Source organism: Microcoleus sp. S36a_B3, assembly GCF_036700745.1.
Taxonomy (GTDB): Bacteria; Cyanobacteriota; Cyanobacteriia; order Cyanobacteriales; family Microcoleaceae; genus Microcoleus.
Genome location: NZ_JAUBPN010000004.1, coordinates 170,681 through 197,302, shown reverse-complemented (window position 1 = coordinate 197,302; position 26,622 = coordinate 170,681). Strand labels below are relative to the sequence as shown.

Below are 26,622 nucleotides of genomic sequence, written 5' to 3'. Positions count from 1 at the left end.
TCCCGATGCCCGATGCCCGATGCGCGATGCGCGATGCGCGATGCCCTAATTCCCAATTTTTGCTGATTTAATAGAATGCCTCACTGAATTCGTGAAATAATCATAAATATCTGTCAACCCCGATACACTCCAATGGTTAATTCACTTGCTGCTGCGGAGTCAAATCGCATTATTGCTGCTATTGATATGGGTACTAACTCGTTTCACATGGTGGTGGCGCGAATCGATCCGAAATTGCCCGCGTTTACGATTATTGCTAGAGAAAAAGATACGGTTCGATTGGGCGATTGCGAGGCTAAAACAGGGTGTTTGAAGTCTGAGGTTATGCAAAGGGCGATCGCAACTTTGCGCCGTTTTCAAGATATTGCTAAAACTTTTAATGCTGAACAAGTCATCGCTGTAGCTACGAGTGCGGTTCGAGAAGCCCCTAACGGGCGCGAGTTTCTCAAACAAGTTGCTGACGAATTAGACCTAAATGTTAGCTTAATTTCCGGTCAAGAAGAAGCGCGGAGAATTTATCTCGGCGTACTTTCGGGAATGGAATTTAACAATCAGTCCCAGGTAATTATTGATATTGGCGGCGGTTCTACTGAGTTGATCTTAGGAGATAGTTCTGAACCGCGCTGTCTCACCAGTACCAAAATTGGTGCTGTACGCCTGACTGGAGAATTTGTCAAAACTGACCCGATTAGCAAGGAGGAGTTTGCCTATTTGCAAGCTTATATTCGGATTTCGCTGGAAAGACCGATCGACGAATTGCGAACTCAATTCAAGGCTGGCGAAACTCTGCGTTTAATTGGTACCGCTGGAACCATCGAAACTTTAGCAGCCATTAACGCTCGCGAAAAGCTGGGAACAGTTCCGAGTCCGTTGACCGGCTATCAACTCAGCCTAAAGGATTTGCGCGATTTAGTCAACCGTTTCCGCAAACTTTCTTACTCAGAAAGACTGGCAATTCCCGGAATGTCGGACAAGCGGGCAGAAATTATTCTCGTCGGCGCTTTGATTTTACAGGAAGCGATGACACTATTAGGAATGGAATCGATCACTGTGTGCGATCGGTCTCTGAGAGAAGGTGTCATTGTTGACTGGATGCTGAGTCACGGTTTAATAGAAAACCGCTTGCGCTATCAAGGTTCAATCCGCCAGCGCAGCATTCTACTGATGGCTGAAAAATATCAAGTCAATACAGAACAAAGCGAAAGAACCGCAGAGTTTTCCCTCAAATTGTTCGACCAAACCCAAGGAATTTTACACAATTGGGGCACCGAAGAACGGGAGTTGCTGTGGGCCGCCGCGATTCTGCACAACTGCGGTTTGTACGTCAGTCATTCGGCGCACCACAAACATTCTTACTATTTAATTCGCAATGGTGAGTTATTGGGATACTCTGAAACAGAGATTGAAGTAATTGCTAATTTGGCTCGCTATCACCGGAAAAGCCCCCCGAAAAAGAAACATGAGAATTTTGTAAGCCTCCCCAAAAACTACCGAGAAATAGTTAGTAAACTCCATCCTTTTCTGCGACTTGCTGTAGCTTTGGACAGGCGGCAAATAGGCGCAATTGCTAATTTTAAAAGCGAACACCGCCCAGAACTTCGAGAGTTTCACTTGCGGCTTCAACCGCTCGACTCCGAGGACGATTGCGCTTTGGAAATGTGGAGTTTAGATTACAAAAAACCGTGTTTTGAAGATGAGTACAATCTCAAATTAATAGCAACTTTGGAGGGAATATGCGGTTAAAAGTCATTGGTCATTAGTTATTGGTTAGTTGTTATTGGTTATTGGTTATTGGTTATTGGTTACTTGCTACGAATTTCCAATTTCCAATTTCCAATTCTCAATTCCCAATAACAACTAACAGCTAACAGCTAACAGTTAACAGTTAACAGCTAACAGTCAACAGTCAAATACAAAAATGTCAAATCCCTTGCTTTCCCTCAACTACGAACCAGCCCTCGAATCCCTCGGCGGTGACTATTTTGATGAAGTCCCCGCAGCCGATTTTCCCCAACACATCCTCCGTTTTCGCAACGACAAATTATTGCCCGTATTGGGTTTAGATCCCGCACAAGTAACCGACCAACATTTCATCGAAGCCTTCGGTAAATTTCACTGCGTGCGTCCCTTTCTCGCACTCCGCTACCACGGCTATCAATTCAACGAATACAACCCGAATTTAGGCGACGGTAGAGGCTTTTTGTACGGTCAAGTTCGCGGTACTGACGGCAGACTTTATGATTTCGGGACTAAAGGTTCCGGTCGCACTCCCTACTCGCGGCACGCTGATGGTAGACTCACTCTCAAAGGGGGAGTTCGCGAAGTTTTAGCCGCCGAAGCTTTGCACAGATTGGGAGTTCGGACATCTCGCTGTTTTAGTTTAGTTGAAACTGGGGATGCTTTGTGGCGGGGCGACGAACCCTCTCCCACGCGATCGTCCGTAATGGTGCGTTTTAGTCACTCTCACATCCGTTTTGGCACGTTTGAAAGACTACATTATATCCGCCGCCCGGATTTAACTAAAAAACTTTTAGATTTTGTAATTGAATATTACTATCCTAAACTACATTTAGCAGCTAGCAATTCTGGTACTTCTTCCGAAGAAAAGTATGCGCTATTTTATGCAGAGTTAGTCAAACGTGTAGCCGAATTGGTTGCTCAGTGGATGGCGGCTGGTTTTTGTCACGCGGTGCTAAATACTGATAATATGTCGATTACTGGAGAAAGTTTTGATTACGGGCCGTTTGCTTTTATTCCAACTTACAAGCCGGAATTTACAGCAGCTTATTTCGATCACTACGGTCTTTATTGTTACGGAAATCAACCGTTTATTTGCAAGGGGAATTTAGAGAAGCTTCAGCAACCGCTAGCAGCGGCAATTCCTCAAGCTGATATGGATGCTGGTTTGGCAAAGTTTGGCGATCATTATAATGCAGCTTACCGCAAGTTGATGCTGAATAGATTGGGATTTGAGGATTTGCCAGAAGCGGATGGTGATGAGCTTTTGAAGTTGACAATTAAGATGCTGGCGGAGTCTCAAGTTGATTATCACGATTTCTTTTGGGAATTGCGCCGACAGTTCGATCGCACTTGGCGAGATGATGCTAGTCTAATCTTTAGCGAGGCGGAACCAGCAGATTTGTTAGCACATTGGCGGCAGTTTTATTGTCACGTTTTGCAAAGTTTGTCGGCGGACGATATGGATGAGATGGCCCAGAGGTTGCGCCAGCACAATCCCGAACAATCGCTGTTGAGGCCGACGATTGAGGCTGTTTGGGAACCCATCGCTCTTGAGGATAATTGGCAACCGTTTTATGATTTGGTTGAGCGAATTCAAAATTATTAAAGGGAATTGGGCGGATCGAAGCGGAGGGATGGGGCGTTGTTGACTGTTAAGCTGTCACGCAAATAAACATTGCATATTCAGGGCGGGCAGGATGCCTGCCCCACAAGAGTTTTACTGTTTTTTGACATACAGTTTCAATGCCGCACAATTAACAACTAACAACTGACAAATAAGGGCGGGCACGCACCATCCACCGCCCCTACCAACTAACAACTAACAACTTACAACTTACAACTTACAACTTACAACTTACAACTTACAACTTACAACTTACAACTAGCTACTTAATTTTTTCAATCTCAAATTGTGTGTCTTTGTAACCGCCAGTCAGTCCTTGATCGAGAAAGATTTTGCCCGCTTTTTCTAAGTCGCTAATTGCTCCTGCTTTGTCTCCCAACGAGCGGCGAACCATTCCTCTACCGTAGTAAGCTGCTGCATAATTCGGATTCAGCCGAATGGCTTGCACATAATCGCCGATCGCACTATTGTAATTATTTAACTGCTGGTAAACCTTCGCCCGATTGGCGTAAGCTTCCGCATCGTTGGGATTGAGGCCGATTGCGGCAGTAAAATCTGCGATCGCCCCCTGGCTATCTCCCCCTGCGTGGTGAGCCAAACCGCGATTGCTCAAAGCATTATAATTGTTCGGATTTAGTGTCACCGCTTGGGTGCAATCGGCAATTGCTTTAGGATAATCCTTCAAATTTAAATAAGCAATGCAGCGATTGTTGTAAGGAACCCCATCTTCATCGCTCAGCGAAATCGCCTGAGTGCAATCGTCAATAGCCGCTTGATACGCTCCCAAATTCAACTGCGTGCTGCAACGATTAGTGTAAGCATCTCCACTCTTGGGATCGATCACAATTACCTGAGAATAATCCGCCAAAGCTCCCTGATAATCTCCTAAGTGAAAGCGAGCTCTCCCCCGACTATAGAAAGCATCAACATTCTGAGCGTCGAGTTTAATTGCTTCAGTATAATCTCCGATCGCCCCCTGCAAATCTCCGCTCCCGGCGCGAGCCAGCCCCCGCGAATGATAAGCTTTAACCAGCTTCGGCTGCAACCGAATTGCTTCAGTAAAATCCTGAATAGCCATATTGTAATCTTGTAGTTGTAAATACGTAATTCCTCTTTCATAATATGTATCAAAATCGTTGGGTTGGATCTTCAAAACCTGAGTATAATCCTCAATCGCCCCGCGCTTGTCGTTAAAATCGTTGCGGGCTAATCCCCGGTTAAAATAAGCCTTAAAATATTTAGGATTGAGAGCGATCGCCTGAGAATAATCTGCAATTGCTTCTTGATATTTTTTTAAATCGTAATTAGCATTTCCCCGCAGATAAAAACTATCAGCATTGTTAGGATTTAATTGAATTGACTTGTTGAAAGCCTGCAAAGCCGCCTCCGCATCTTGATTGCGAGACTTTTCTACTCCCTGTTCGTAATATTCCTTAGCTTTAATCGGATTCGGGCGGCTGCAATAACTCAACAGAAATACCAGAGATATCGCCCCTAATCCAGCCAAAATCAGCCACCAAAACCGAGGGCCCAAACGTGATGCAAAACTATCAACAGACCGTAAACTATTAGGAGCCCTACTTTTCTTTTGAGCTGTATGAGGTTCTTGGCGGTGCGTCAGCTTGCTGAGAGCGGCCAAAACGTCCTCAGCCGATTGATAGCGTTTGCCAAATTGGTGACAGACCATTTTGTCAATTATATTTGCCAATCCCGGAGAACATTGAGCTCGGTTGCGCCAAACAATTTCCCCGGTATGAGAAGGACTCGGATCTTGCAATTTTGGCAAATCGGTACCGGGTAAACCCGTGATAGCTTGGATTGCCATCATCCCTACGGCATAGAGATCGCTGCTAAATTGGGGGTTGCCTTGAAATTGCTCGATCGGCATATAAGCCGGAGTCCCCGTCGCAATGGTGCGCGGAAATTCTGTATCGAAATCGATGACGTGATTCGCAACTTCTTTAACTGAACCGAAGTCAATTAAAACTAATTTGCTGTCTGGTTTGCGGCGGATTAAGTTGGAGGGATTAACGTCGCGATGAATCACTCCCTGAGAGTGTACGAAGGCGAGAAGTTGTAATATTTCTTCCAACAACGACAGCACCCGTTCTTCCCGCCAAGGTTGACCAGCAACAATTTCCCGATTTAGCGCGTGTCCAGGCACAAACTCTTCTACCAGATAGAATTGATTGCTTTCTTCAAAATAAGCGAGCAAAAATGGAATTTGATCGTGTTTTCCTAGCTTTTCTAATATTTCTGCTTCTTGTTTAAATAAGCGGTAAGCTGTTTTGAGAACTGCGGAAGTGTTGCTGGGAGGACGAAGTTGTTTTACTACACATTGAGGGTGGCCAGGTCGGCGAGTATCGACAGCTAAATAAGTTTGTCCAAAAGCTCCTGAACTGAGAATTTGCACTACTCGATAACGCCTATCTAAAAGTTGACCAACCATGTTCATACCGATATTTGATAATTGGTAATTGGGATTTGGAAATTGGGAGTTTATCGTGGGAAATTGGTAATTTGGAGTTGGTGATTGGGAATTGCTGATTGGTGATTTTGCCTTTTTCTTTTTTCCTGCCTCATTCTTCATTGTTCGTTGTTCCTGATAACTAATGACTGATGACTGTTAGCTGTTAGCTGTTAGCTGTTAGCTGTTATTGGGAATTGAGAATTGGAAATGGGAAATTCGTAGCAAGTAACCAATAACCAATAACTAATAACCAATTCCCAACAACTAACAACTAATGACTAATGACTACTGACTCATGACTACTGACTAATAGTTTATTTAGGGTCGTTTATTTGTGCTTGTGCGTTTTGGAAACCATCGGCTCTTCCTTGTTCTAGAAACAGTGTTGCAGCTTTCTGAAAATCTTCGATCGCCCCAGCCCGATCTTTGAGTTGGCGGCGCACGAGGCCCCGGCTGTAAAAAGCAGTAGCATTGTTGGGGTTGAGCCGCAGCGACTGAGCGAAATCCTCAACCGCTAAAGGGTAATTTTTTTGTTCTGAGTACAGGCTACCGCGATTGCTGTAAGCTACGGCATCACTGGGATTGAGCCCAATTGCTCTGGTAAAATCTTCTACAGCCCCGAGTTTGTCTCCCGAAGCCGATCGAGCTAATCCTCGATTGCTGTATGCTTTGGGATTGTTGCTGTTAAGTCCGATCGCCAAACTGCAATCTTCAGCAGCCTTTTGAAATTGTTTTAAATTTAGATAAGCAATGCAGCGGTTGTTGTAAGCTGCTTCATCTTTGGGATCGAGATTAATTGCGCGGGTGCAATCTTCAATCGCTTTGTCGTAGGTTGCCAAATTTAAGTAAGCGCTGCACCGATTGGTATAAGCATCAGCTTGTTCTGGTTCCAATTCGATCGCCTTACTATAATCTTCCATCGCTCCTTGATAATCTGCCAGATTAAAGCGCGATCGACCGCGACTGTAGTAAACGCTAGCTTGTTTGGGGCTAATTTGAATCGCTTGGGTAAAATCTGCCATTGCTCCAGTTTTGTCGCCCGATGCCGATCGAGCTAAACCCCGATTGCTGTAAGCTACAGCATCGTTGGGAGTGAGCCGAATTGCTTGAGTGTAGTCTTCAATGGCCGTGCGGTAGTCTGCCAAATCGTAGTAGACTAAACCCCGCTGAGAGTATGCCTCACCGTCGCTCGGACTCAGCCGCAATACTTGGGTAAAATCCTCCACGGCCCCCCGCTTGTCGCCTGTGTCGAGGCGCGCCAAACCTCGATTATAGATGGCTTTGGTGTGGCTCGGATTAACTTTAATTGCTTGCGTATAATCTGCCTTTGCTTGCTCTGTCGCACCCATGTCGTAGCGAGCATTAGCCCGCTTGTAAAAAGTTTCGGCATCGCCAGCATTCAGGGCGATGGCTTGAGTATAATCGGCGATCGCGCCTGTTTTGTCACCTTGTTGTGCCTTAGCCACGCCGCGGGCGAACAATTCTTTCGCCCTCGCCGGACTTTTAATATGTCCGAAGTACATGATGACTGCTGTCAAGATCGAAGCGGAGACTATTGCAGCCAACAGCAGCAGTTTAGTAGGGCGCTGGATGGGCGGTTTACTCCTAGGCTTGGTGATGATGGTGGCTGGCGACGGAGGGGCATCCCATTTTACGGCGATTTGTTTGATGTCTGCCAAAACTTCGGCTGCTTCGTGATAGCGTTCTTCTTTGTCGGAGCGCACCATTCGATCGATAATACGTGTTAGAGTCGCCGAACAAGTTGCCCGATTGTGCCACGGAATCTCGCCTTTTTTGTTGTTTCTCAGGGCGCTGAGTTCCTTGGGTGAGAGTCCCGTTACCGCAAGCTGGGCGATCGTACCTAGAGCGTAGATGTCGCTATTGTAGTGGGGGTTGCCTTGCGATTGCTCGATCGGCACATACAAAGCCTGCACCGCCAACTCCTGTTTTTTTCCCAAAGGCGATTTAACAGACTTCGGCGGAGTTTGCGCCCACAAATCACAATTAACAAGTTCCGGGTTAATTTCTTTGTCTAAGCTAAAGTCAACCAACACAAATTTTCCGTCTGACTCGCGCCGGATAACTCTGTCTGGTTGAATTCTGCGGTGAATAAAGCCCTTGGAATGGATGAACGCCAAAATTTCTAATATCGATGATAGCAAAGTAATTACTTCATCTTCTTGCCAAGCTTCACCCACAATCAGTTCTTGACTCAAAGGTGAACCCACAATAAATTCTTCAATTAAGTATAAACTTTGATTTTCCTCAAAATACGCCAATAATTCGGGAATTTTGTCGTGTTTACCCAATTCCTCAATTATTTCTGCGTTTCTTTGAAATATAACTTTGACTAATTCGGGAGTTTGCGAACTTGTGCCGGGAAGCCGCATTTCTCTAACCGTGCATTGCGGATACCCGGGACGGTGAGTATCTGCTGCTAAATAAGTTTTTCCCACCTCATTTGAGTCTGTGACTTTAATGATGCGGTAACGTCTGTCTAGAAGTTGACCAATCATGCTCTGCCCTCTACCCTGTCAATGTTCCATTATCGCATGAAATCAGGATAGCTCACTGTGGTGTCAAACTTTTAGCTATTGATTCCGGTGTGCCAAGCAGCCGAAAAAATAGCCCGTAGTAGGACTACAGGTGCTGGCAATTTAAAGAAAGGCTATCGCCGAAACTTTGAGCCTTGTCTGAATTTGAGCAGTCCTGGACGCAGTGTTAAAAGCCGGGATGCAGTATTTCCGTAAAAAACCAATTTCTGCGTCGAGGACTATAGCATTAAGATTAGTCCCAGTCTGCTGCCCGTATCGGTTGACTGTAAATGCAAACCCTGAACTTATAGTATAATTTAGTAACCGAGCAACAGATGACTTAAAATGAACGTACAACTGGTTGACTCCCTAATTCAAGTTATCTTATCTCTCTCCGCAGACGAGCAATTAGCGATTACGGACAAATTACTAGAAAACATCCCGTATCCTTCGACTCAGGAACTTATGCAGCTTTCTCAAAACGGTGGCTGTTTTGACTTTTTGCAGGACGAACCTGATATTTATACGATAGAAGATGGAGAACCTATTGCGTGATACTAAAAAAAGGAGATATTGTATTAGTACAATTTCCATTTACTGATTTGAGTCAGATGAAATTGCGTCCTGCTTTAGTGCTGTGTGCTATCTAAAATTCTGATGAAGTTACTGTTTGCTTTATTTCCTCTCAAAATGTTGCAAGATTAAACAATGAAGAGTTTGCCCTGAATGTGGAAGATAGAGAATTTCCAGCAACTGGATTGCGACTATCATCTAAAGTTAGAGTAACTCGAATAGCTACCCTCCAACGCAGATTATCAGACGATTGGGTGAATTAGGAAATCTCTATATACAGCAATTAAATGCCTATATAATCGAGGTATTGCAGATAGGGCGATCGAGATAATTATTGAACTCTAGAGCAATTAAAAATGGCTGAATCACTAACAAAAGGAGGAACGATCGCAGCGATCGCCACTGCCATAGTTCCCCAACAAGGCAGCGTCGCCATTGTGCGACTTTCCGGGGCTTCCGCCTTAAAAATTGCCGAAACTCTGTTTCGCGCCCCAGGACAGCAAATTTGGGAGTCTCACCGCATTCTTTACGGCCACATCCGCCACCCAAAAACTCAAGAATTAGTTGATGAAGCTTTGCTGTTAATCATGAAAGCGCCGCGTTCTTTCACTCGCGAAGATGTGGTGGAATTTCACTGTCACGGCGGGATTATGGCCGTCCAACAAGTTTTGCAGTTGTGTTTGGAAAGCGGGGCGAGATTGGCGCAGCCGGGAGAGTTTTCGCTGCGGGCTTTTTTGAACGGGAGGCTCGATTTAACTCAGGCTGAAAGTATTTCAGATTTGGTGGGAGCAAAATCACCTGCTGCTGCACAAAGTGCTTTAGCTGGTTTGCAGGGAAAATTAGCCCAGCCAATTCGCAAATTAAGAACAACTTGTTTGGATTTGCTGGCAGAAATTGAGGCGAGAATTGATTTTGAGGAAGATTTGCCTCCTTTAGATGAAGCTAAAACTTGCTGGGAAATAAATCATGTTTTGGCGGAACTGTCAACAATTTTGACGACGGCGGATCGCGGTGAATTGTTGAGAACCGGTTTGAAAGTGGCGATTGTGGGGCGGCCGAATGTGGGAAAGTCGAGTTTGTTGAATGCGTGGAGTAAGAGCGATCGGGCGATCGTCACAGATTTGCCCGGTACGACGCGAGATGTAGTAGAATCGCAGCTAGTTGTGGGCGGCATTCCGGTGCAGGTGCTCGATACTGCCGGCATTCGGGAAACTGAAGACAAGGTAGAAAAAATTGGGGTCGAGCGATCGCGCGCTGCAGCAAAACAAGCCGATTTAGTATTGCTAACAATTGACGCAGAATCTGGTTGGACAGAGGGCGATTCCGAAATTTACGAACAAGTAAAGCACCGCCAGCTAATTATAATCATCAACAAAATCGACCTAGTAAAAACCATCCCCGAACTACCTTTTTCCTCGGAAATTCACCCTACAGTTACCGCATCTGCCGCCCTAGAGCGAGGCATAGAAAACTTAGAAACAGCCATCTTAGATGCCGTCAGCCACGGAAATTTGCAAGCAGCAAACTCCGATTTAGCAATCAATCAGCGGCAAGCAGCAGCCTTAACCAAAGCCAAAATTTCTCTGGAACAATGCACGGATACTATTAGCAACAAATTGCCTTTAGATTTTTGGACAATAGATTTGCGCGGTGCAATTCAAGCATTGGGAGAAGTTACGGGCGAAGAAGTGACAGAATCAGTGCTAGACAGAATATTTAGCAAGTTTTGCATTGGGAAATAGATCAGACGGCGGTTAAAACCGCGCCTACAAAAACTAAGTCCGCCTCCGCGGACTAAAGAAAACAGGTAATTTTAAGCGCCTGGTCTTCTTATCTTCAACCCGCGGAGGCGGGTTTTGTTTGTGTAGACGCGGTTTCAACCGCTGAGTTTTCTGTTGCTACGTGTTGATTATTTCATTTAACTCATATTATCTCTACTAGAACGATCGCCCTAAAATTCACGATCGCGGTCTTCCCAGAGTAGTAATATAAAGCACAGCCTCGCTTGTAGGAATACCGAGAACGTCATTGACGCGATCGTCAAAAAAGCCCGCGATACCGCTAACACCCAAACGCAGTTGAACCGCTGCTAAATTCAACCGTTGGCCCAAATGACCCGCGTCCATGTGCAAATATCGGTAAACTCGATCGCCATATTTTGCTACAGCCCTGTTCAAATCCGCCGTGTGAAACAACAGCGCCCCCGCATCTCGGCCCAAATCTTGCCCCAAACACAAAAAATGCAACTCCCTGCGGAAATTTTTAAACCGAATTTGCCGCAACTCTTGAGCTTTCGGAGCATAATAATAACAGCCTTCCTCCAATCCATGCACTCCCGAAACAGCAATAAAAGTCTCGATCAAACTCAGATCGAAATAATCGGGATAACCGTCTAATCCTTGGTCGATATAGTGCTGTGGCTGGTAAGTAAAATCGAGCAAGGCTAACAGTTCGCCCAAGCTCAAAGAAGCACCAGTATAAGCGCGGGTAGAACGCCTTTTGAGGATAGTTGTTTCTAAAGTTTCCAGATTGACTCCCCAAGGAATCGAAGGACTGACAGTCGAAATTTTAGTACAAAATGGAAAATTGTATTTATCCTCTAAATCACCTTCTTTTTCATCAAATTTCCAGCCATCCGTTCCGGTGGGGTCTGAATCTAACTGTGTCGCTTTGTGGAGGTATCCCAACAGTTGACCTTCGGAAATTTTAGGATAATCTGTTGTGGTGTTTCCGGGCAAAGCTGTTTTGAATTTGGGCAAATTTTGGTCGATATCCAGCAAGTCGGCTAACGCAACTACACAAATCGCTCCTTCTTGCTCCGAGTCGATGTACAGTAATTCATTGATAGCTGCATCGGCGAATCCTCCAATCAGGTGAGGTCGGTAATCGTTGATGGCGCAAGCTAACTCGATATTGCTCAATAAATGACCGGTATCGAGGAAAATTCTGCGGTAAGCCCGGTCTTCGTAACGCCAAGAAGAACGGAAGAAAACAGTAGTAATCGCGATCGCCAGTTGGGTATTTTCGAGCGCCGGCGATCCGAAACAAGCAGCTTGCAACCCCGACCAAACTTCACTGTTCCAAAAATGAACGAGTGAATGAGTTCTGCACTGATAGTTGTAGAGTCCGGCGGGCAAATGTGGCGTGCCGCGGGAGATTAAATAAACCTCTGCAGGGTACAGCCCGCCCGCCGACGGTGCGGATCGCAAATACAGATAGCTCTCATCTAGCGTCTGCACCTTCGCAGTCAACCCGTAGCTGCACAGCAACAAGCTCGACAAGCGGTGCCACCAACCGGCATCAGCCGCGGCCTCGCGATCGTCCGAGGGGTCTTTTATATAAGGCTTTAGGTCAAAATACGCACCAATTTTATATTCTTTGAACGGCACCGGTTGCTCTGTCCAATCTAGCTGTCTGCTTTTGGCAGCAAGGGTTTCAGGGTCATATTTCGTCCGCTCGTGGTAGTGCTCAGCCATAGAAAGAGGAAGTTCTGGCATATTTCAGTAGAAGATGGGCTTTGGTTTGTCGATCGATCTTGAGATTACTGACTGGTTACTGACCGAGCCAGCCAGAAATTTACAAATATAAAAAAAATCTTAGAAAAAATGCGCTCGTTGTTACACAAGCTTAACATAAGAGAATGCTTAGGTATAAATACGCAAACAGTAATAGCCCTTTATTATCGTTATGGACTGGCTACAATAGCTGTCCTCATAAAGAGATGAATATGCAAAAGCTAAGCGCTGAGCAATTGTTAGCTCAGTATTCTGAAGGCAAGCGAAATTTTGACGCAGTTGACCTAAGTGAACATAATTTATTTCAAGCAGATTTAGCAGAAATCAACCTTTCTGGTAGCGTTTTGAGGCGAACTTATTTGCCCTACGGAAATCTGACTCAAGCCAATCTTTTTCAAACACAGTTGCAGGATGCCGAATTGGGCGACATTCAGCTTTATCAAGCAAACTTGTCAGAAGCTAATTTGTCAGGAGCAAATTTATCTAGAGCAAATTTACGCCACGCAAATTTGCAAGGTGCTAATTTGCAGAAAGCTAATTTACAAGGTGCGGATTTGTACAATGCCGATTTGAGCAATGCCGATTTGAGCAATGCGGATTTGAGCAGAGCTAATTTGGAGAAAGCAAAGTTAACTAAAGCTCAATTAGCTGGCTGCAACTTATTTCGATCGCGCTTGGCAGATTTGTCGGAAGCTGAGTGCGATCGCACTACCATCAGCCCCGAAGGATATTGATGATTTCCAGCGCTGCGGGCGATCGGCTTCATTAGTCGTGAAGCGTAGCTATCCCGAGCGGGAATCGCCCTTTTTAAAATTTATTAACATTTCTCGACACGGCGGAAAATGTGAGTTACAGTCGTAGAGAACTTATCGCTTTGCAACATTGACAATAAATAACACATTTTTTCAGTGGAAAATAAGAGATAATTTATGAATTTTCCCGACAAAACAGCCAGAGAACTTCGGCACAAAAAACAAAATTTGCGGAGGCGCGAACAAGAAATTTGGCTCCGCGAACTAGAAGCCGAAATCGACCGCTCAGTGCCAGAACATCTAACACGCAAGTACGAAGAATCCGATAGCCAAGTTAACGGCACACTCAAACAGTGGCGCAGAAAAATCCTAGCCGTAGCTCAATTTACAGGCATTGTCATTGCTGTTGTCGTTGCAGTTCGCATCGCATCTTGGCTGGCAACTACGCTGATAGTTGGATTCATTGCTTTGAGCGCTTACAAAATGTTTATTGAAGAAGATATAAATTGAAAGTTCCCAGCCGTAAAATATTAGGAAATACCCATGAACCTTAAAGTCGAAACCAGCAGTTTTCTCAACGATTTAGAGCGAGTAGCCGCCGTCCGCCGAGAAATTGCAGGTCGCCTCAGCAACATCGCCACAGCCATCAACCAATCAGAATTAACAGCAGCGGAAGCATCAGGAAAACTAGGTTTAGAAACAGACAACGCGGACATTGATATCGCCAGTAAAAACTTGCGCCAAGGAGTCTTTCGGCTGCTAGTGCTAGGCGACATGAAACGCGGTAAAAGCACTTTTCTCAATGCGTTAATCGGCGAAAATTTACTACCGAGTGACGTAAATCCCTGTACAGCTTTGCTGACGATTTTGCGCTACGGTTCAGAAAAAAAAGTTACCGTTTATTTCAATGACGGCAAAAGCCCAAAACAGCTAGATTTTAAAAGTTTTAAACAGAACTACACAATTGACCCCGCTGAAGCTAAACGCCTAGAAGAAGAAAAGAAACCAGCATTTCCCGATATCGATTGCGCCGTAGTAGAATATCCCTTACCTTTGCTAGAAAAAGGCATAGAAATAGTAGACAGTCCCGGACTGAACGATACAGAAGCCCGCAATGAATTATCTCTGGGTTACATCAACAACTGCCACGCTATTTTGTTTGTGCTCAGGGCAACTCAGCCTTGCACAATGGGTGAAAGACGTTATTTAGAAAATTACATCAAAAATCGCGGATTGAGCATTTTCTTTCTGATTAATGCTTGGGATCAGGTGCGGGAAAGTTTGATTGACCCAGACGATCCTGAAGAATTGGCAGAAGCCGAAGGGAAACTGCGGCGGGTTTTTCAAGCTAATTTGGCTGAATATTGTTTGACAGAAGGACACGATATTTACGACGAGCGAGTGTTTGCAATTACCTCAATTAAGGCGCTCAGGTTGCGGATGAAAAACCCGGATGCGGATTTAGCAGGAACTGGTTTTCCCGAGTTTATGGCGGCACTGAATACGTTTTTGACGCAGGAAAGGGCGATTTCGGAATTGCGTCCGGCGAGGACTTTGGCGCGTCAAATTTCTGCTCGCGTCCGCGAAGCTGTTGGACGCCGTTTACCATTACTCGATCGCGATGTCAATGAGTTGAAAGAAAAGATTAATTCAGTTGAGCCGGAGTTTAAAAAGCTGACTCAGATTCGCGATGAATTTCAACAAGAAATTATCGCAGTTAGAGATAGTAAATCGCGGGCGATCGCAGATTCTTTTCGCGCCTACGTTCTTAACTTAGAAAATACCTTTGAAACAGATTTCTTACGATATCAACCAGAGCTGAGATTTCTGGATTTCTTCAGCCAAGGCAAGCGAGAAGCCTTTGAAGCATCCCTCAAACGAGCATTCGAGCAGTACATCAACGACAAACTCGCAGCTTGGACTCTCACGGCTGAACAAGAGATGAATTCAGCATTTTCGCAACTCTCGCAAAGTGCGGCAAATTACGGAGCATCTTACACGAAAGTGACTGAAAAAATTACAGAAAAACTGACCGGGCAAAAAATACCAGCAGCAGTCAGCAACTCGAAGGAAGATAATTCGCCATCTTGGGCAAAATGGGCAATGGGATTGTTTTCATTAACGACCGGGAACCTGGCAGGCGTAGCTATGGCAGGAGCGGGTTTTGACTGGAAAAATATCTTGCTTAATTTAATTACTGTGTTGAGCGTCAGTACGATTTTTGCTAGTTTTACGGGGATTGTTTTGGGGCCGCTGTACTTGGCTTTATTGGGGATGGGTGTTGGGGTTTTGCAAGCAGACGGAGCTCATAAACAGTTGGTGAAAGCCGCGAAAAAAGAGTTAGTGAAATATCTGCCGCAGGTGGCTCAAGAGCAGTGGCAGCCGATTCATGATGCTGTGAAAGAGTGTTTTGATGTTTACGGGCGAGAAGTGGGCGATCGCATGAATGCGGATATTAATTCTCGGAAATCGGAGTTAGATAATTTGCTCGAACAAAAGGAATCTCGCGAGATTAATTGTCAGGCTGAATCCCAGCGGTTGAAAAAATTGGAGGCTGATGTTTCTGCCGAGTCGCAGAGTATTGAATCACTATATCAAGCTTTCCTAGCATCTGCTAACTGAGATAAAACAACAATATGCAACAACCCGAAATTTATCAACACCTGACTGACAATCTCAAATCAGCACTCGGTATTCTCGAACTTGAGAAAAACTCCCAACTTTACCGAGATACCACCTCAATCTGTGACTATCTCGCCAAACCAACTTTTCAAGTTGCTGTCTTTGGCCCGTTTAATTACGGCAAGTCAACTTTGCTGAATGCTTTGCTGGGAAATCGGGCTTTGCCGATCGACCTTGTGCCCACTACAGGTGCTGCCATTTATGTCAACTATGGCGAGGAATTGCACGCAAAAATTACCCTGAAAGACGGCACGGAAATTAGCGAACCGGGGACTGATGTTTTGAAACGCTACGCCATCCTTGACGACGCGAGACAAATGCGGGATGATGTGGCGGCGGTGAATGTTTACTGTCCCCATCCATTTCTGCAAACCGGTGTGGAATTGCTGGATTTGCCGGGAACCAATGATCGGGAAGAACAGGATAATTTGGTTCGGGATAAATTGCTAACGGCTGATTTGGTTGTGCAGGTTTTAGATGCTCGCAAATTGATGACTTTAGGGGAACGGGAGAACTTGAGAGATTGGTTGAGCGATCGCAACATCAACACTGTCGTCTTTGTTGCCAATTTTCTCAATTTACTCGAACCAGACGAACAAAAACAAGTTTACAATCGCTTGTTGTTTGTTGCCGAAAGTTTTCGCTCCAACTTACCGAACAATATCAGCAATATCTACCGCGTCGATGCTTTGCCGGCGTTGAGGGCGAGGCTGAAAGGAGATGTGGCGGCCGCCCAAACTACAGGAATTGCCACCTTTGAATCGGCTTTGCAAAGTATTGTGGCAGCTCAACAGGAACAACTAGCAGTTAAGTTGCCCAGAATTGAAGCTATAGCTACTAAAATTTGTCAATCTCTCCGAGCCAAAGCTGAAACTGTCGCTGCAGAAATAGCTGCCGCTCAAAAAAAGCACAAAGACAAAATTGAAATTAAACAAAAAGCCGAAAAACTGATATCAAAAGGCTTTCAAGCCAGCGTTTCCGATTTCGAGATTTGGCTTTACCAGCCCACACTTTTGCAGCGGTATCAATCGGAAATGGCGGTGTCGCTCCAGGAAGGAAGTTTTGATGCGTGGAAGCTAAAATTTCAGCGAGAGGTCTTACATCAGCAGCAAAGCATCGCAGAATGGGTAAATAAAGCTTGCGAATTCTTTGAGAAAGAACAGCCGATCGCGCTTTTGATTTCGTTTCCTCCATCCCCGCAAGTCTCTTTACCGGAACCGCCGCCACCTCCACCTCAAAAGTCGAACGAGGGCGAAGTGGCTCCAGTGGCGATCGCCACAGGCTTAGGTTGGCTATTGGGCGGGCCTGTGGGAGCCGCAGTAGTCGGCGGTGCTAGCTATATTTTGAATAAAAGAACTGGGTATGAAAAGCCGCCTGAATCGTCAGAAGCTTATCTCAATCAAGTAACGGAAATTTGCAGCGAGGCTGCTAAAAACTATCTCGCTCGCTTCAGCACCGATACTTTTTCCATGCTGCAACACTACAAGGAAATCGCCGGAAAAGTTATCTGTTTTCAAGACAGTAAAGAGCCACTACAGACAAATATTCAGCAATATCAGATACAGTTAATCAATAATTTGTTAGAAAATATCGAATCCTGCCTTCAAATGACTAAATCTGTAATTAACGGCAAATGATCCGAACCGACATTGCGGCCAGTACGAATCTTCAAAACACCAATTTCTTTGCTGACTAGAAAGTGATCGATCGGAATATAAGCCAGCGGCATAAAAGTCGGCCAAGTCGGTAAAATGCCAAAGCCCGATCGCGCATTTCGCAAATTTCCGGTTTTTACCATATTTTTGTAGAAAGGCGACCACATTGTGGTATTTAAATCCCCAACCACAATCAGCGGATTTTTGATTTGGGCTGCATACTCGCCGATGGCTGCTAGCTGTTTATTGCGATCGATAAAACTCTCCTGTTTGATCGGCACAGTCGGATGAGCAAGAATCAGAGAAATGATTTTACCTTGAAATCTCACATCTGTAAACAAGCTCTTTCTTCGCTTTGAAAAAGCTTTAATAGAAGCATTTTCTAAAGGCAGCTTGCTGTATATTGCACTGCCAAATCTCTCAGATTCTTGCAGGTTGGAAGAGTAAGGAAAAATCTCGCTTAAAACTGCTAACTCTTTTGCCCAAACTGTGCTGACTTCGACAAAAACCGCGATATCAGGTTGTTCTGCTTTAACCAGCGATATCACCTCAGAATAGCGTCGGTTACTCGTTAAAACATTTGAATGCAAAATCCGCAAGTTGTGTGCGCTAGTTGCTCCTGCAAATGCTGGCGCTGGAAAGTACCAAGGAACAATTTCAGCCAAATTAACGATCGTGCAAAATGCGCTCACCAACAACCATCTTTTTTGGGAGCGCACCAGAGCGAAAAATATCAAAGTAGAGAAACCAACCAGCAGATATTGTACTTTAAAATGAGAACTCAATTCAAAAAAAATGTTAGTTATTCTCAAATAACCGACTATTGAAAATAGGGCATTTACACTTGCTGCGATAATAAACCATTTTAAAATTACGTGCTTCAAGCTAATGTTTTTGTTGTTGCTGCTGTACATCACCGCCCATTTGAGCTTGATTTTAAGGTCGTTAGTAATCGGCAATTTATCAATTTCTGTTACCAGTTGTTCTGGCGGGTGCAACTCTCGCCGCTTTTGATAAAATCTCACCACCAAGCCATCTACCACAAAATAACTCACAGAATTGGCAACAAATCCTGCAAATACCAACACACCTAAACCGATCAGCATACCAAAGGAACCGCCGACTTTGACCAAACCCGACCAAACGGCTGCATCACCTGTTTTTCCTGTAGCTAATATGGCGATAAAGAGCATTAAAGTCGGCAATCCGATAGTGATTGTATTTCTGATTAATCTGTCCATTATACAATTTTATATTTTAGATTTTAGAGGGGGATGAATGATGCAATTTCTATAGTCATCACTACGGACTGGTTGACTTAATAACGGCTTGAAAAAATAAATAGACTCCTTAATTCTCATATATTTCTAATGGTAAGTTGTCGGGGTCTCGGAAAAATGTAAACCTTTTTTCGGTAATTTCGTCAAGGCGAATTTCTTCTACTTCTACTTGTTGGGATTTTAAGTAAGCAACTGATGCTTCTATGTTCTCAACTGCAAAAGCTAAATGTCTCAAGCCACAGGCTTCAGGATTGTTAATTCTTTCAGGAGGATGGGAAAATGAGAAAAGCTCGATGGTGTCGCCATTTCCGACTCGCAAATCTAGTTTGTAAGAATTTCTCTCGGTTCGGAAAGTTTCTTTGATAATGGAACATCCCAATACTTCTACATAAAATTTCTTCGACGCTTCGTAATCCGAGCAAATAATCGCCACATGATGTATTGCCTTTATTTTCATCTGAAAAAAGTTAGTTAGTTGGGTTTTTCTGAGATGTTGCACCATTCTCAATAAGCTTTTATGAACAGGCTCTCCGGCCTGTTCCACAAAGAGTAAATTTTCTTGTGGAACAGGCCGGAGAGCCTGTTAAGCGAGAATAGTGCAAGATGCGAGGTTTTTTCAAATGCACAGCACGCTATTAACCAATTATATTTGACGATCGCAGACTCGGCGACAAACCCTGCGACATTCAGGGCGATCGACCTTTATTTTCCCCCGTCCAAATCTTAATTGAAAAATTTCTGCAAAAAAAAGCACCCTACTTGATAAGATGAGAGTTTTGCAGTCAATCACCCAATTTGCATCTCAGGAGACAAGCATTATGGCCCGTATGTATTACGACACCGACGCTAACCTAGACCTGTTAGCCAACAAAACAATTGCTATCATTGGCTACGGTTCCCAAGGACACGCCCACGCCCTCAACCTCAAAGACAGCGGTATGAATGTCGTTGTCGGCTTGTATCCCGGTAGCAAATCTGCAGCCAAAGCAACCGACGCGGGTTTAACAGTTCACCCGGTAGACAAAGCAGCCGCCGCCGCTGACTTCATCATGATTTTATTACCCGATGAAGTTCAAAAAACTATTTACAAAGAACAAATCGAACCGAATCTTTCCGAAGGAAATGTTTTAGCATTTGCTCACGGTTTTAACATTCACTTCGGCCAAGTTGTGCCCCCAGCCAACGTAGACGTAGTAATGGTAGCCCCCAAAGGCCCCGGACATTTGGTGCGCCGGACTTACGAACAAGGCGAAGGTGTTCCGAGTTTGTTTGCAGTATATCAAGATGCTTCCGGTCAAGCGCGCGATCGGGCAATGGCCTATGCTAAAGGTATTGGCGGCACCAGAGCCGGCATCCTGGAAACCACTTTCCGCGAAGAAACAGAAACCGATCTTTTTGGCGAACAAGTAGTTTTGTGCGGCGGTTTGAGCGCCTTAATTAAAGCTGGATTTGAAACCTTAGTTGACGCTGGATATCAACCAGAATTAGCTTATTTTGAATGTTTGCACGAAGTTAAACTTATCGTTGACTTAGTAGTAGAAGGAGGCCTCGCCAAAATGCGCGACAGCATCTCCAATACTGCAGAATACGGCGATTTAACTCGCGGCCCCCGCATCGTCACCGATGACACCCGCGCCGAAATGCGGAAAATTCTCAGCGAAATTCAATCCGGTCAATTTGCTCGCGAATTCGTTCTCGAAAACCAAGCCGGCAAACCAGGTTTTACTTCCATGCGCCGTCAAGAAGCAGAACATCCCATTGAAGAAGTTGGCAAAGATTTGCGAGCTATGTTTAGCTGGTTGAAAAAGCAAGCCTAATCGATTATAAAGTTTAGATTCTTCGGCTTTGCTCCGAATAAGTTTGAGATTTTAGATTGAACGAACAATCTAAAATCTGAACTGCTAACTAACCCGAAAGTGGGGAGTAAAATTGCTCGTTGCTCGTTACCAGGCTCTGCCTGGTAATGCAGGTGAGGAGACTCTGCCTCTCTCTACCTTGTCGTTTCTGGAGAGAGAGGAGTGAAAGATGTTTAAGTTAGTGATTTTTAGTTTTTTACAAAAAAGTGGCTAGATATTGTTAAAGAAACCTGGTTTGTCGCTGTTAGCTCAAAACTATCTACTGGGAGTAGGACTTTTTTGCAATTTCTCAATCTGCTGTTCTCTTTTCTCGTTGAAATCTCTCGGCCTCAGCCAATTCGGCCACAACCCGACGAAGAAATTTCTACTGGCGACGCTGGTATCTCTTATCGGTTTGGGCAGAAAAGTTAAACTGTCACCGTAAAGGGTAAACAGCACTATAAACAAAAGCAACAGCGGAATAACATTTTTTTTAGGCATGGCAGTTTGGGAGTGGAGTTTGTGAAAGCGCTTTGTTATATTTTGCCCTGGTACGGACAAAATATATCAGCAACGGCTCAAGAAAAATAGACCTCAGCAGTTTCGGAGACGGCAATACCGTTTCCCCTACCCCAAAATAATCAATTTTCGTCGGTTAAAGGTGTAACGATTCCGGGATTAATTGTAGGGAAATAGCGCGTGCAGTTTCCTGATGGTTCGACACTTCGGCGAGGTTTAGGTGCAATGTTTAACAGTTAACATCATTCCGAGACAATCGAACACGATATAACAAGTTATTAGCAAAAATCGAAGTTGTGGAAAATAGTTTGTGGGTGCATTTTTGTTAATTAGCTGACAAAAAACATAAAAACAATCAAGTGACACGCGAGAGTGTGGAAGAGAAATCCCAGATATTAAATTGTATTCAGACACAGGTATATCTCAATAAATCTCAAAATATAGTGAGCATAAATGGTGTAATCTTAGTGAAGAATAGTAATTTACGTTAATTAATTTGCGACTGATAATTCAACCCTATGTCTTTTACAATCACCTCAAGCATTGGCTTTTAATTTTTAATATTTCTAGCTTAAAAGTCGGATTTCTAGAACTATTAAATATGATGAATAAATGTTGTGGATATACAACATTAAACTCTGGATAAAGTTGGTCTGCCGTTGTTTTATTTTATCCAGAGTGATGAAAGAGCGCTAGTTTCGGAGCGGGACGACTTTTCCTGGTTTCCGGCATCTGAGCGTAAATCCATCCCTCCTGTGTTTCAAAAATCCGTCTTTGTGCTGAAGCTACAGCCCTTTGGCGATCTAGAATATGTAAGTTAGTGCTTACATTAATTAAGATGAGTAGAACGAATCGAAGTGCAGCGGAAACGCGCGATCGCCTGTTGAAAGCCGCGATTGAAGTTTTCTCTACAGAAGGCTACGTTGGAGCGACAACTCGTGAAATTGCTCGTGTTGCAGATGTGAGTGAAGTCACTTTGTTTCGCCGCTTTCAGAGCAAAGAGCAAGTGTTGAGTGCGGTTGCCCATCACATTACAGCATTGCGGACGGAGGCGTTGGCGCATCAAGACGAATGGACTTATGACCTACGCCGCGATCTCCTGCATTATGCAAAGCTCCACGACGATATGTTGGAGGAGTACGAAGCTCTATTTCGGATGTTTATTGGTGAAGCTCACCGGCATCCGACAGAAGCACTGGAGGTGCTTCAGCAATCATTTTTACCGCTGCGTGAAAAACTAATTTCCTATCTACAAACCTGTGTTCAACGCGGCAGTGTTTGTCCGAATGTTGACCTGTCACTGGCAGTGGATCAATTGACTGGAATGCTGCTGTCGGGTATGATTCGCCGCCATGTTTTTCAAGTAAACCGGGGCTACAGCCGTAAACGATACATCGAAGGGTGTGTGGATTTATTGGTGCGGGGAGTTAGCACAGCAGCGTCTTCTTTAAGTCGTACTTCGTCTCCAGAATGAAGGTTCCTGACAATTTTCGTATGAATTTGGCATTTGTGGATTGAAGCACCCTAACCCCTTGGGGTGGTGGGAAGCACCTGCCGTTCGCGATCGCAGAAGTAGAGACGAAAGATGGAACGCCCTCAAATACAGAGTCAATCAATTGAGCCAGATTCTATGGATATTCGGGCTTTTACCGAGTTGGAAGAGTCTGAGCCTCAAGACCAACAAAACGCTCAACAAAACGCTCAACAAAAGCGAGCAAAACCATTAAAAAAATTGAAACAATCTACCTATGATGCAGCCGGGTACGTGCAGGGACCGCTCAAGTGGGCGATCGCCCTGACGGCTTCTCTGGGAGCGATTCTAGAAGTCATTGATACCAGCATTGTGAACGTTGCTTTAACAGATATGCAGGCGACATTAGGCGCAACCGTGACCGAAATTGCTTGGGTAGTAACGGGTTACGCGATCGCCAACGTTGTGATGATTCCGCTCTCAGCCTGGTTGGGGGACTTATTCGGCAAGAAAACCTACTTTGTCTTTTCCATGATCGGGTTCACAGCAGCCTCGATGTTATGCGGTTTATCCATCAACCTGCCGATGTTAGTGGTAGCTCGGATTCTTCAAGGCTTCTGCGGAGGCGGACTGTTGGCAAAAGCGCAAGCGATTCTGTTTGAAACTTTTCCCCCTGCGGAACAGGGATTAGCGCAGTCGGTGTTTGGGGTTGGGGTGATTGCAGGTCCGGCTATTGGTCCCACGCTAGGCGGCTATCTGACCGATACGTTAGGCTGGCGCTGGATTTTCTTTATCAATTTGCCAGTCGGCATTGTGGCTGTCATCATGGCGATCGTCTTTCTCCGACCAGACTCGAAGCAACACGGACGGAGCCAGCAGAAAGTAGACTGGACAGGAATTGTACTGCTGTGTATTGCGGTAGGTAGTTTGCAAGGATTTTTGGAAGAAGGGGAAAAAGAAAACTGGTTTGAATCCGGTTTCATTACGCTCCTGGCGTTTGTGGCGGTTGTGGGGCTGTTTCTGTTCATCTGGCGAGAACTCAGCACCAAAGCACCAGCAGTTGACTTGCGGGTTCTGCGGCATAAATCCCTGGCAGCCGGTAGCCTTTACTCTGGTATTTTGGGCATGGGGTTGTACGGAGCCTTGTTTGCTGTACCGCTGTTTGCTCAAGGCGTGCTGCACTTTTCGGCAACGCAAACCGGATTTCTACTCGCTCCTGGAGCTTTAGCGTCCGCCATCATAATGGTTTTATTGGGCAAAATTTCGACTAAGGTGGATGCCCGCATTTTAATTGCGCTGGGAGCCTGTGGAACGGCAGCCGTGATGTTTGAGCTGGCAAAAATCACGCCCCAAACCGGAACTGATAATTTGTTTTGGCCTCTAATCTGGCGCGGTGCAACTACGGTTTTGATGTTCCTGCCCCTAAGTTTGGCAACATTGGGTTCCATCCCCAAAGAAGATGTATCGGCTGGCTCCGGCTTCTATAACTTGACTCGTCAGCTCGGTGGTAGTATTGGCATTGCCATTCTGACCTCATTGCTGGCTCAACGAGAGGCTTTTCATCGAGCCATTTTGTTGGCAAAGTTAACGCCTTACGATCCAGAAACAACGGAGCGGCTCAGTGCACTCATTGGTTTGTTTCAGAGTCGCGGTTCTGATGCCGCAACCGCCGAACAACAAGCCCTCGCCGCGCTCTCCCAATTAGTCAATACGCAGGCAGCCGTTCTATCCTACGCAGACATTTTTCGCTTTGTCGGCATTGTCTTTCTCTGTTCGCTGCCATTGCTGCTGTTTCTCGGCAAGGGAGGCGCTGGAGCCAAAGTACCTGCTGCTCACTAATTGCTTGATTTTAAGCAAAGTGCTGTATCAATTCCACTTGTACCGTCAGGTAATTGTTGATTGTTGACTGTTGACTGTTGACTACTGACTGCTAACTACTGACTACTGACTACTGACTAAGGATCGAAAACTTAATAACTTAAACACCTCCTACAGTCCTCTCTCCCGTAAGTTGCCTTCCTCAAAGGAGGCAGAGCCTCCGGATCTGCATTACCAGGCAGAGCCTGGTAACGAGCAATCGCTTGAGTTATTAAATTTTCATTCCTAATGACTAATGACTACCCTTCGAATTCGCTCAGGGCAAGATGACTACTGACTACTGACTACTGACTACTGACTACTGACTACTGACTACTGACTACTGACTACTGACTACTTATTCTCTTGAATGAAAGTTTGCACGACTGCATTAGTTTCTGGGGGAATTTCTGTTATTAGGCGCACCGGAATTGCGTTTGTTGAGGCAAATTGCGCGTATTCTGGGGTTAAAAAGATAGCATATTTGTCGGCTTCTGCTGTTAGTTGAGCGGCCATTGCCAAACTGATAACTTTAATATAATTGCGTATGCTCGCGGCTTGGTCGCCGACAAGTTCATCGCCGGTAATTACTGTGCTCGGCCTCCCAACTTGGTCTAAGGTTGTACTCGGATCTTTGACGCTTAAGTGGGTTCCTCCTACAAATCCGACTAGCCATTTGGGTGAGGGAATTTTTGGGAAGCCGGCAATTTGTTCGACTAAGGCGGGTGTTGTTTTGTCTGCTGAAGATGCTACTATTAATGTGGGAATCTTAATTTTACTTAAGCCTGTTTCTCCAAATAGTAATGATGTTGTGGGATTCATGACGATCGCCCTTTTAATCCTCGCATCCCGCAATTGATACCGTTCTTCGGGCAATCCCGCCGCCGCGCACTGAATCCCTTCGCCCAAGCTAAACCCAATCAAATCGCCCTGACAGCGCTGTTTGAGCCCGCTCAATTGCAGTTCGGCACCCGCTACGGACAAGGCTGTGGCGCCGCCGAAGGAATAGCCAACTATCATCGATCGGTCGATCGCGATTTTCCCCCGTAAGTTATCATCAGTTTGGTTCAATTTTGCTAGTTCGTCGAGCACAAAACTGATGTCTTTGGGACGCTCTAAAAACTCTTGAGGAGCTAATAACCGAGACTTACCCGCAATCGCAGCATTGGTGTTCGTTTCGTTGCTTCCCGGATGTTCCAAAGCAGCCACCACATAGCCGTAAGACGCTAAATGCTCGGCCAAATAGCGCAAATCCGTGCGGACAGAACCCAAACCGTGAGAAAAGACGATCGTTGGTTTGTCAGCCGTCGCAGCTTTCGACCAGTAGACATCAACTGGAATGCGCCGATTGCGGGCGCTGTCGTTCAAATCTAGCTTCAATACCTGCACAGAATTGGGGCCCGGTAGGCTAGGGTCGAAAGGCAGGTTAAGCGCCGGTTTAACGGCTGCTAACTGAGGTGCGATCGCCGCCATAAACCGCTGAGTTTGCCAAAAACCCGCGTTCAAATTTCCCAAAACCGAGAAAGCTCGATCGAGATCCACGACTACCCGCGAACTCGGATAAGATTCTATAAAACTCAGTACCGACAAGCCTTCCGGTGCGTTCGCACCCAACACCAAAGCGGCTCGCAGCGCTTGGACACCGGCACCGTCGCGCCTCGGTATGACTGTCGTCAAATCAGTCAGGATCGCACTCCCAATGCGCGTATTTAGCAAGTTGCTCAAACCGACTACATTGAGGGGGATTTTCGCAGTTAGCGCGCCAAAAATTTGACCGCGCTGTGAGTCAGACAGCAAATTGGCGTAGGTTTGTAGTTTTTCGGGTACTTTTCCGGTTTTTGCGAGTTCGCGCAAATCCGCAACCGATATTGACGATTCTAAAATACCTTTGCGGAGAACAACGGTTTCTGCAGCTTTTGCAGAGGATGTGACGCTGCTGAAAGTGCCGATCGCGATCGCGCTACAAACACTCACCATTGACGAAAACCATCTGAAATGGGGTCTAATGCTCATTTTTATTTGATTCAACTAGAAACAATATCACTATATTCTCAGAAGTCTCTCAGATACCGAAAAATTGCCTCAGATGTCGAGAAATTGTGCTGAAGTCCGCTC

General features: G+C 45.2%; 17 protein-coding genes. 11 read left to right on the top strand and 6 right to left on the bottom strand.

Going from position 1 to position 26,622, the window contains the following annotated elements:
• Positions 1-132 precede the first annotated feature (132 nt).
• Together QUA01_RS06665 and QUA01_RS06660 are read left to right on the top strand one after the other, a co-directional pair.
• Positions 133-1,743, top strand: coding sequence for a Ppx/GppA phosphatase family protein (locus tag QUA01_RS06665; RefSeq protein ID WP_333088143.1), 1,611 nt, complete (start codon positions 133-135; stop codon positions 1,741-1,743).
• 175 nt (positions 1,744-1,918) lie between these two features.
• Positions 1,919-3,346 (top strand): protein adenylyltransferase SelO, encoded by a 1,428-nt coding sequence (locus QUA01_RS06660; protein ID WP_333088141.1) that lies wholly within the window; start codon positions 1,919-1,921, stop codon positions 3,344-3,346.
• A 280-nt stretch (positions 3,347-3,626) separates the two neighbouring features.
• Here the strand turns inward: QUA01_RS06660 and QUA01_RS06655 are convergent, their stop codons facing one another.
• The gene (locus QUA01_RS06655; RefSeq protein WP_333088415.1) at positions 3,627-5,813 is read right to left on the bottom strand and encodes a tetratricopeptide repeat protein; all 2,187 of its coding nucleotides are present in this window, start codon (positions 5,811-5,813) and stop codon (positions 3,627-3,629) included.
• A gap of 335 nt (positions 5,814-6,148) precedes the next feature.
• Complete coding sequence (locus QUA01_RS06650; protein ID WP_194066113.1) at positions 6,149-8,350, bottom strand: tetratricopeptide repeat protein; 2,202 nt, start codon at positions 8,348-8,350, stop codon at positions 6,149-6,151.
• Positions 8,351-8,713: 363 nt separating this feature from the next.
• Here QUA01_RS06650 and QUA01_RS06645 point away from each other — a divergent pair, with 363 nt between their 5' ends.
• Positions 8,714-8,923 carry a hypothetical protein gene (locus tag QUA01_RS06645; RefSeq protein ID WP_194066114.1) on the top strand — a complete coding sequence of 70 codons (210 nt, stop codon included), beginning with the start codon at positions 8,714-8,716 and terminating at the stop codon, positions 8,921-8,923.
• A 374-nt stretch (positions 8,924-9,297) separates the two neighbouring features.
• Positions 9,298-10,683: a tRNA uridine-5-carboxymethylaminomethyl(34) synthesis GTPase MnmE gene (mnmE, locus tag QUA01_RS06640; protein ID WP_333088138.1), complete on the top strand. Its 1,386-nt coding sequence runs from the start codon at positions 9,298-9,300 to the stop codon at positions 10,681-10,683.
• A gap of 216 nt (positions 10,684-10,899) precedes the next feature.
• On the opposite strand, the gene QUA01_RS06635 is transcribed toward mnmE, so the two are convergent.
• Entirely contained in the window at positions 10,900-12,438 is a 1,539-nt protein-coding gene (locus QUA01_RS06635; RefSeq protein ID WP_333088136.1) for a SagB/ThcOx family dehydrogenase, read from the bottom strand.
• A gap of 230 nt (positions 12,439-12,668) precedes the next feature.
• On the opposite strand from QUA01_RS06635, the gene QUA01_RS06630 reads away from it, so the two are divergent.
• The 4 genes from QUA01_RS06630 to QUA01_RS06615 all read left to right on the top strand — a co-directional run bounded on the left by QUA01_RS06630 (position 12,669) and on the right by QUA01_RS06615 (position 17,527).
• The gene (locus tag QUA01_RS06630; protein ID WP_333088135.1) at positions 12,669-13,190 is read left to right on the top strand and encodes a pentapeptide repeat-containing protein; all 522 of its coding nucleotides are present in this window, start codon (positions 12,669-12,671) and stop codon (positions 13,188-13,190) included.
• 195 nt (positions 13,191-13,385) lie between these two features.
• A complete protein-coding gene (locus tag QUA01_RS06625; RefSeq protein WP_333088134.1) occupies positions 13,386-13,718 on the top strand; it encodes a hypothetical protein in 333 nt (110 codons plus the stop codon).
• Between the two features lie 33 nt (positions 13,719-13,751).
• A complete protein-coding gene (locus tag QUA01_RS06620) occupies positions 13,752-15,830 on the top strand; it encodes a dynamin family protein (RefSeq protein WP_333088133.1) in 2,079 nt (692 codons plus the stop codon).
• A gap of 14 nt (positions 15,831-15,844) precedes the next feature.
• Positions 15,845-17,527, top strand: a complete 1,683-nt coding sequence (locus QUA01_RS06615) for a dynamin family protein (RefSeq protein WP_333088132.1) — start codon at positions 15,845-15,847, stop codon at positions 17,525-17,527.
• Here the strand turns inward: QUA01_RS06615 and QUA01_RS06610 are convergent.
• Together QUA01_RS06610 and gloA2 are read right to left on the bottom strand one after the other, a co-directional pair.
• Positions 17,494-18,786 (bottom strand): endonuclease/exonuclease/phosphatase family protein, encoded by a 1,293-nt coding sequence (locus QUA01_RS06610; RefSeq protein WP_333088131.1) that lies wholly within the window; start codon positions 18,784-18,786, stop codon positions 17,494-17,496. The genes QUA01_RS06615 and QUA01_RS06610 overlap by 34 nt on opposite strands.
• Positions 18,787-18,895: 109 nt before the next feature.
• Entirely contained in the window at positions 18,896-19,369 is a 474-nt protein-coding gene (gene gloA2, locus QUA01_RS06605) for an SMU1112c/YaeR family gloxylase I-like metalloprotein (RefSeq protein ID WP_333194925.1), read from the bottom strand.
• Positions 19,370-19,592: 223 nt separating this feature from the next.
• On the opposite strand from gloA2, the gene ilvC reads away from it, so the two are divergent.
• The 3 genes from ilvC to QUA01_RS06590 all read left to right on the top strand — a co-directional run bounded on the left by ilvC (position 19,593) and on the right by QUA01_RS06590 (position 24,489).
• Entirely contained in the window at positions 19,593-20,642 is a 1,050-nt protein-coding gene (gene ilvC / locus QUA01_RS06600; RefSeq protein ID WP_333088128.1) for a ketol-acid reductoisomerase, read from the top strand.
• Positions 20,643-22,017: 1,375 nt separating this feature from the next.
• Positions 22,018-22,653 (top strand): TetR/AcrR family transcriptional regulator, encoded by a 636-nt coding sequence (locus QUA01_RS06595; protein WP_194012757.1) that lies wholly within the window; start codon positions 22,018-22,020, stop codon positions 22,651-22,653.
• Positions 22,654-22,764: 111 nt separating this feature from the next.
• A complete protein-coding gene (locus tag QUA01_RS06590; RefSeq protein ID WP_333088125.1) occupies positions 22,765-24,489 on the top strand; it encodes a DHA2 family efflux MFS transporter permease subunit in 1,725 nt (574 codons plus the stop codon).
• A gap of 372 nt (positions 24,490-24,861) precedes the next feature.
• Here QUA01_RS06590 and QUA01_RS06585 read toward each other — a convergent pair whose 3' ends face one another.
• A complete protein-coding gene (locus QUA01_RS06585) occupies positions 24,862-26,520 on the bottom strand; it encodes an alpha/beta hydrolase (protein WP_333088124.1) in 1,659 nt (552 codons plus the stop codon).
• Between the last annotated feature and the right edge of the window lie 102 nt (positions 26,521-26,622).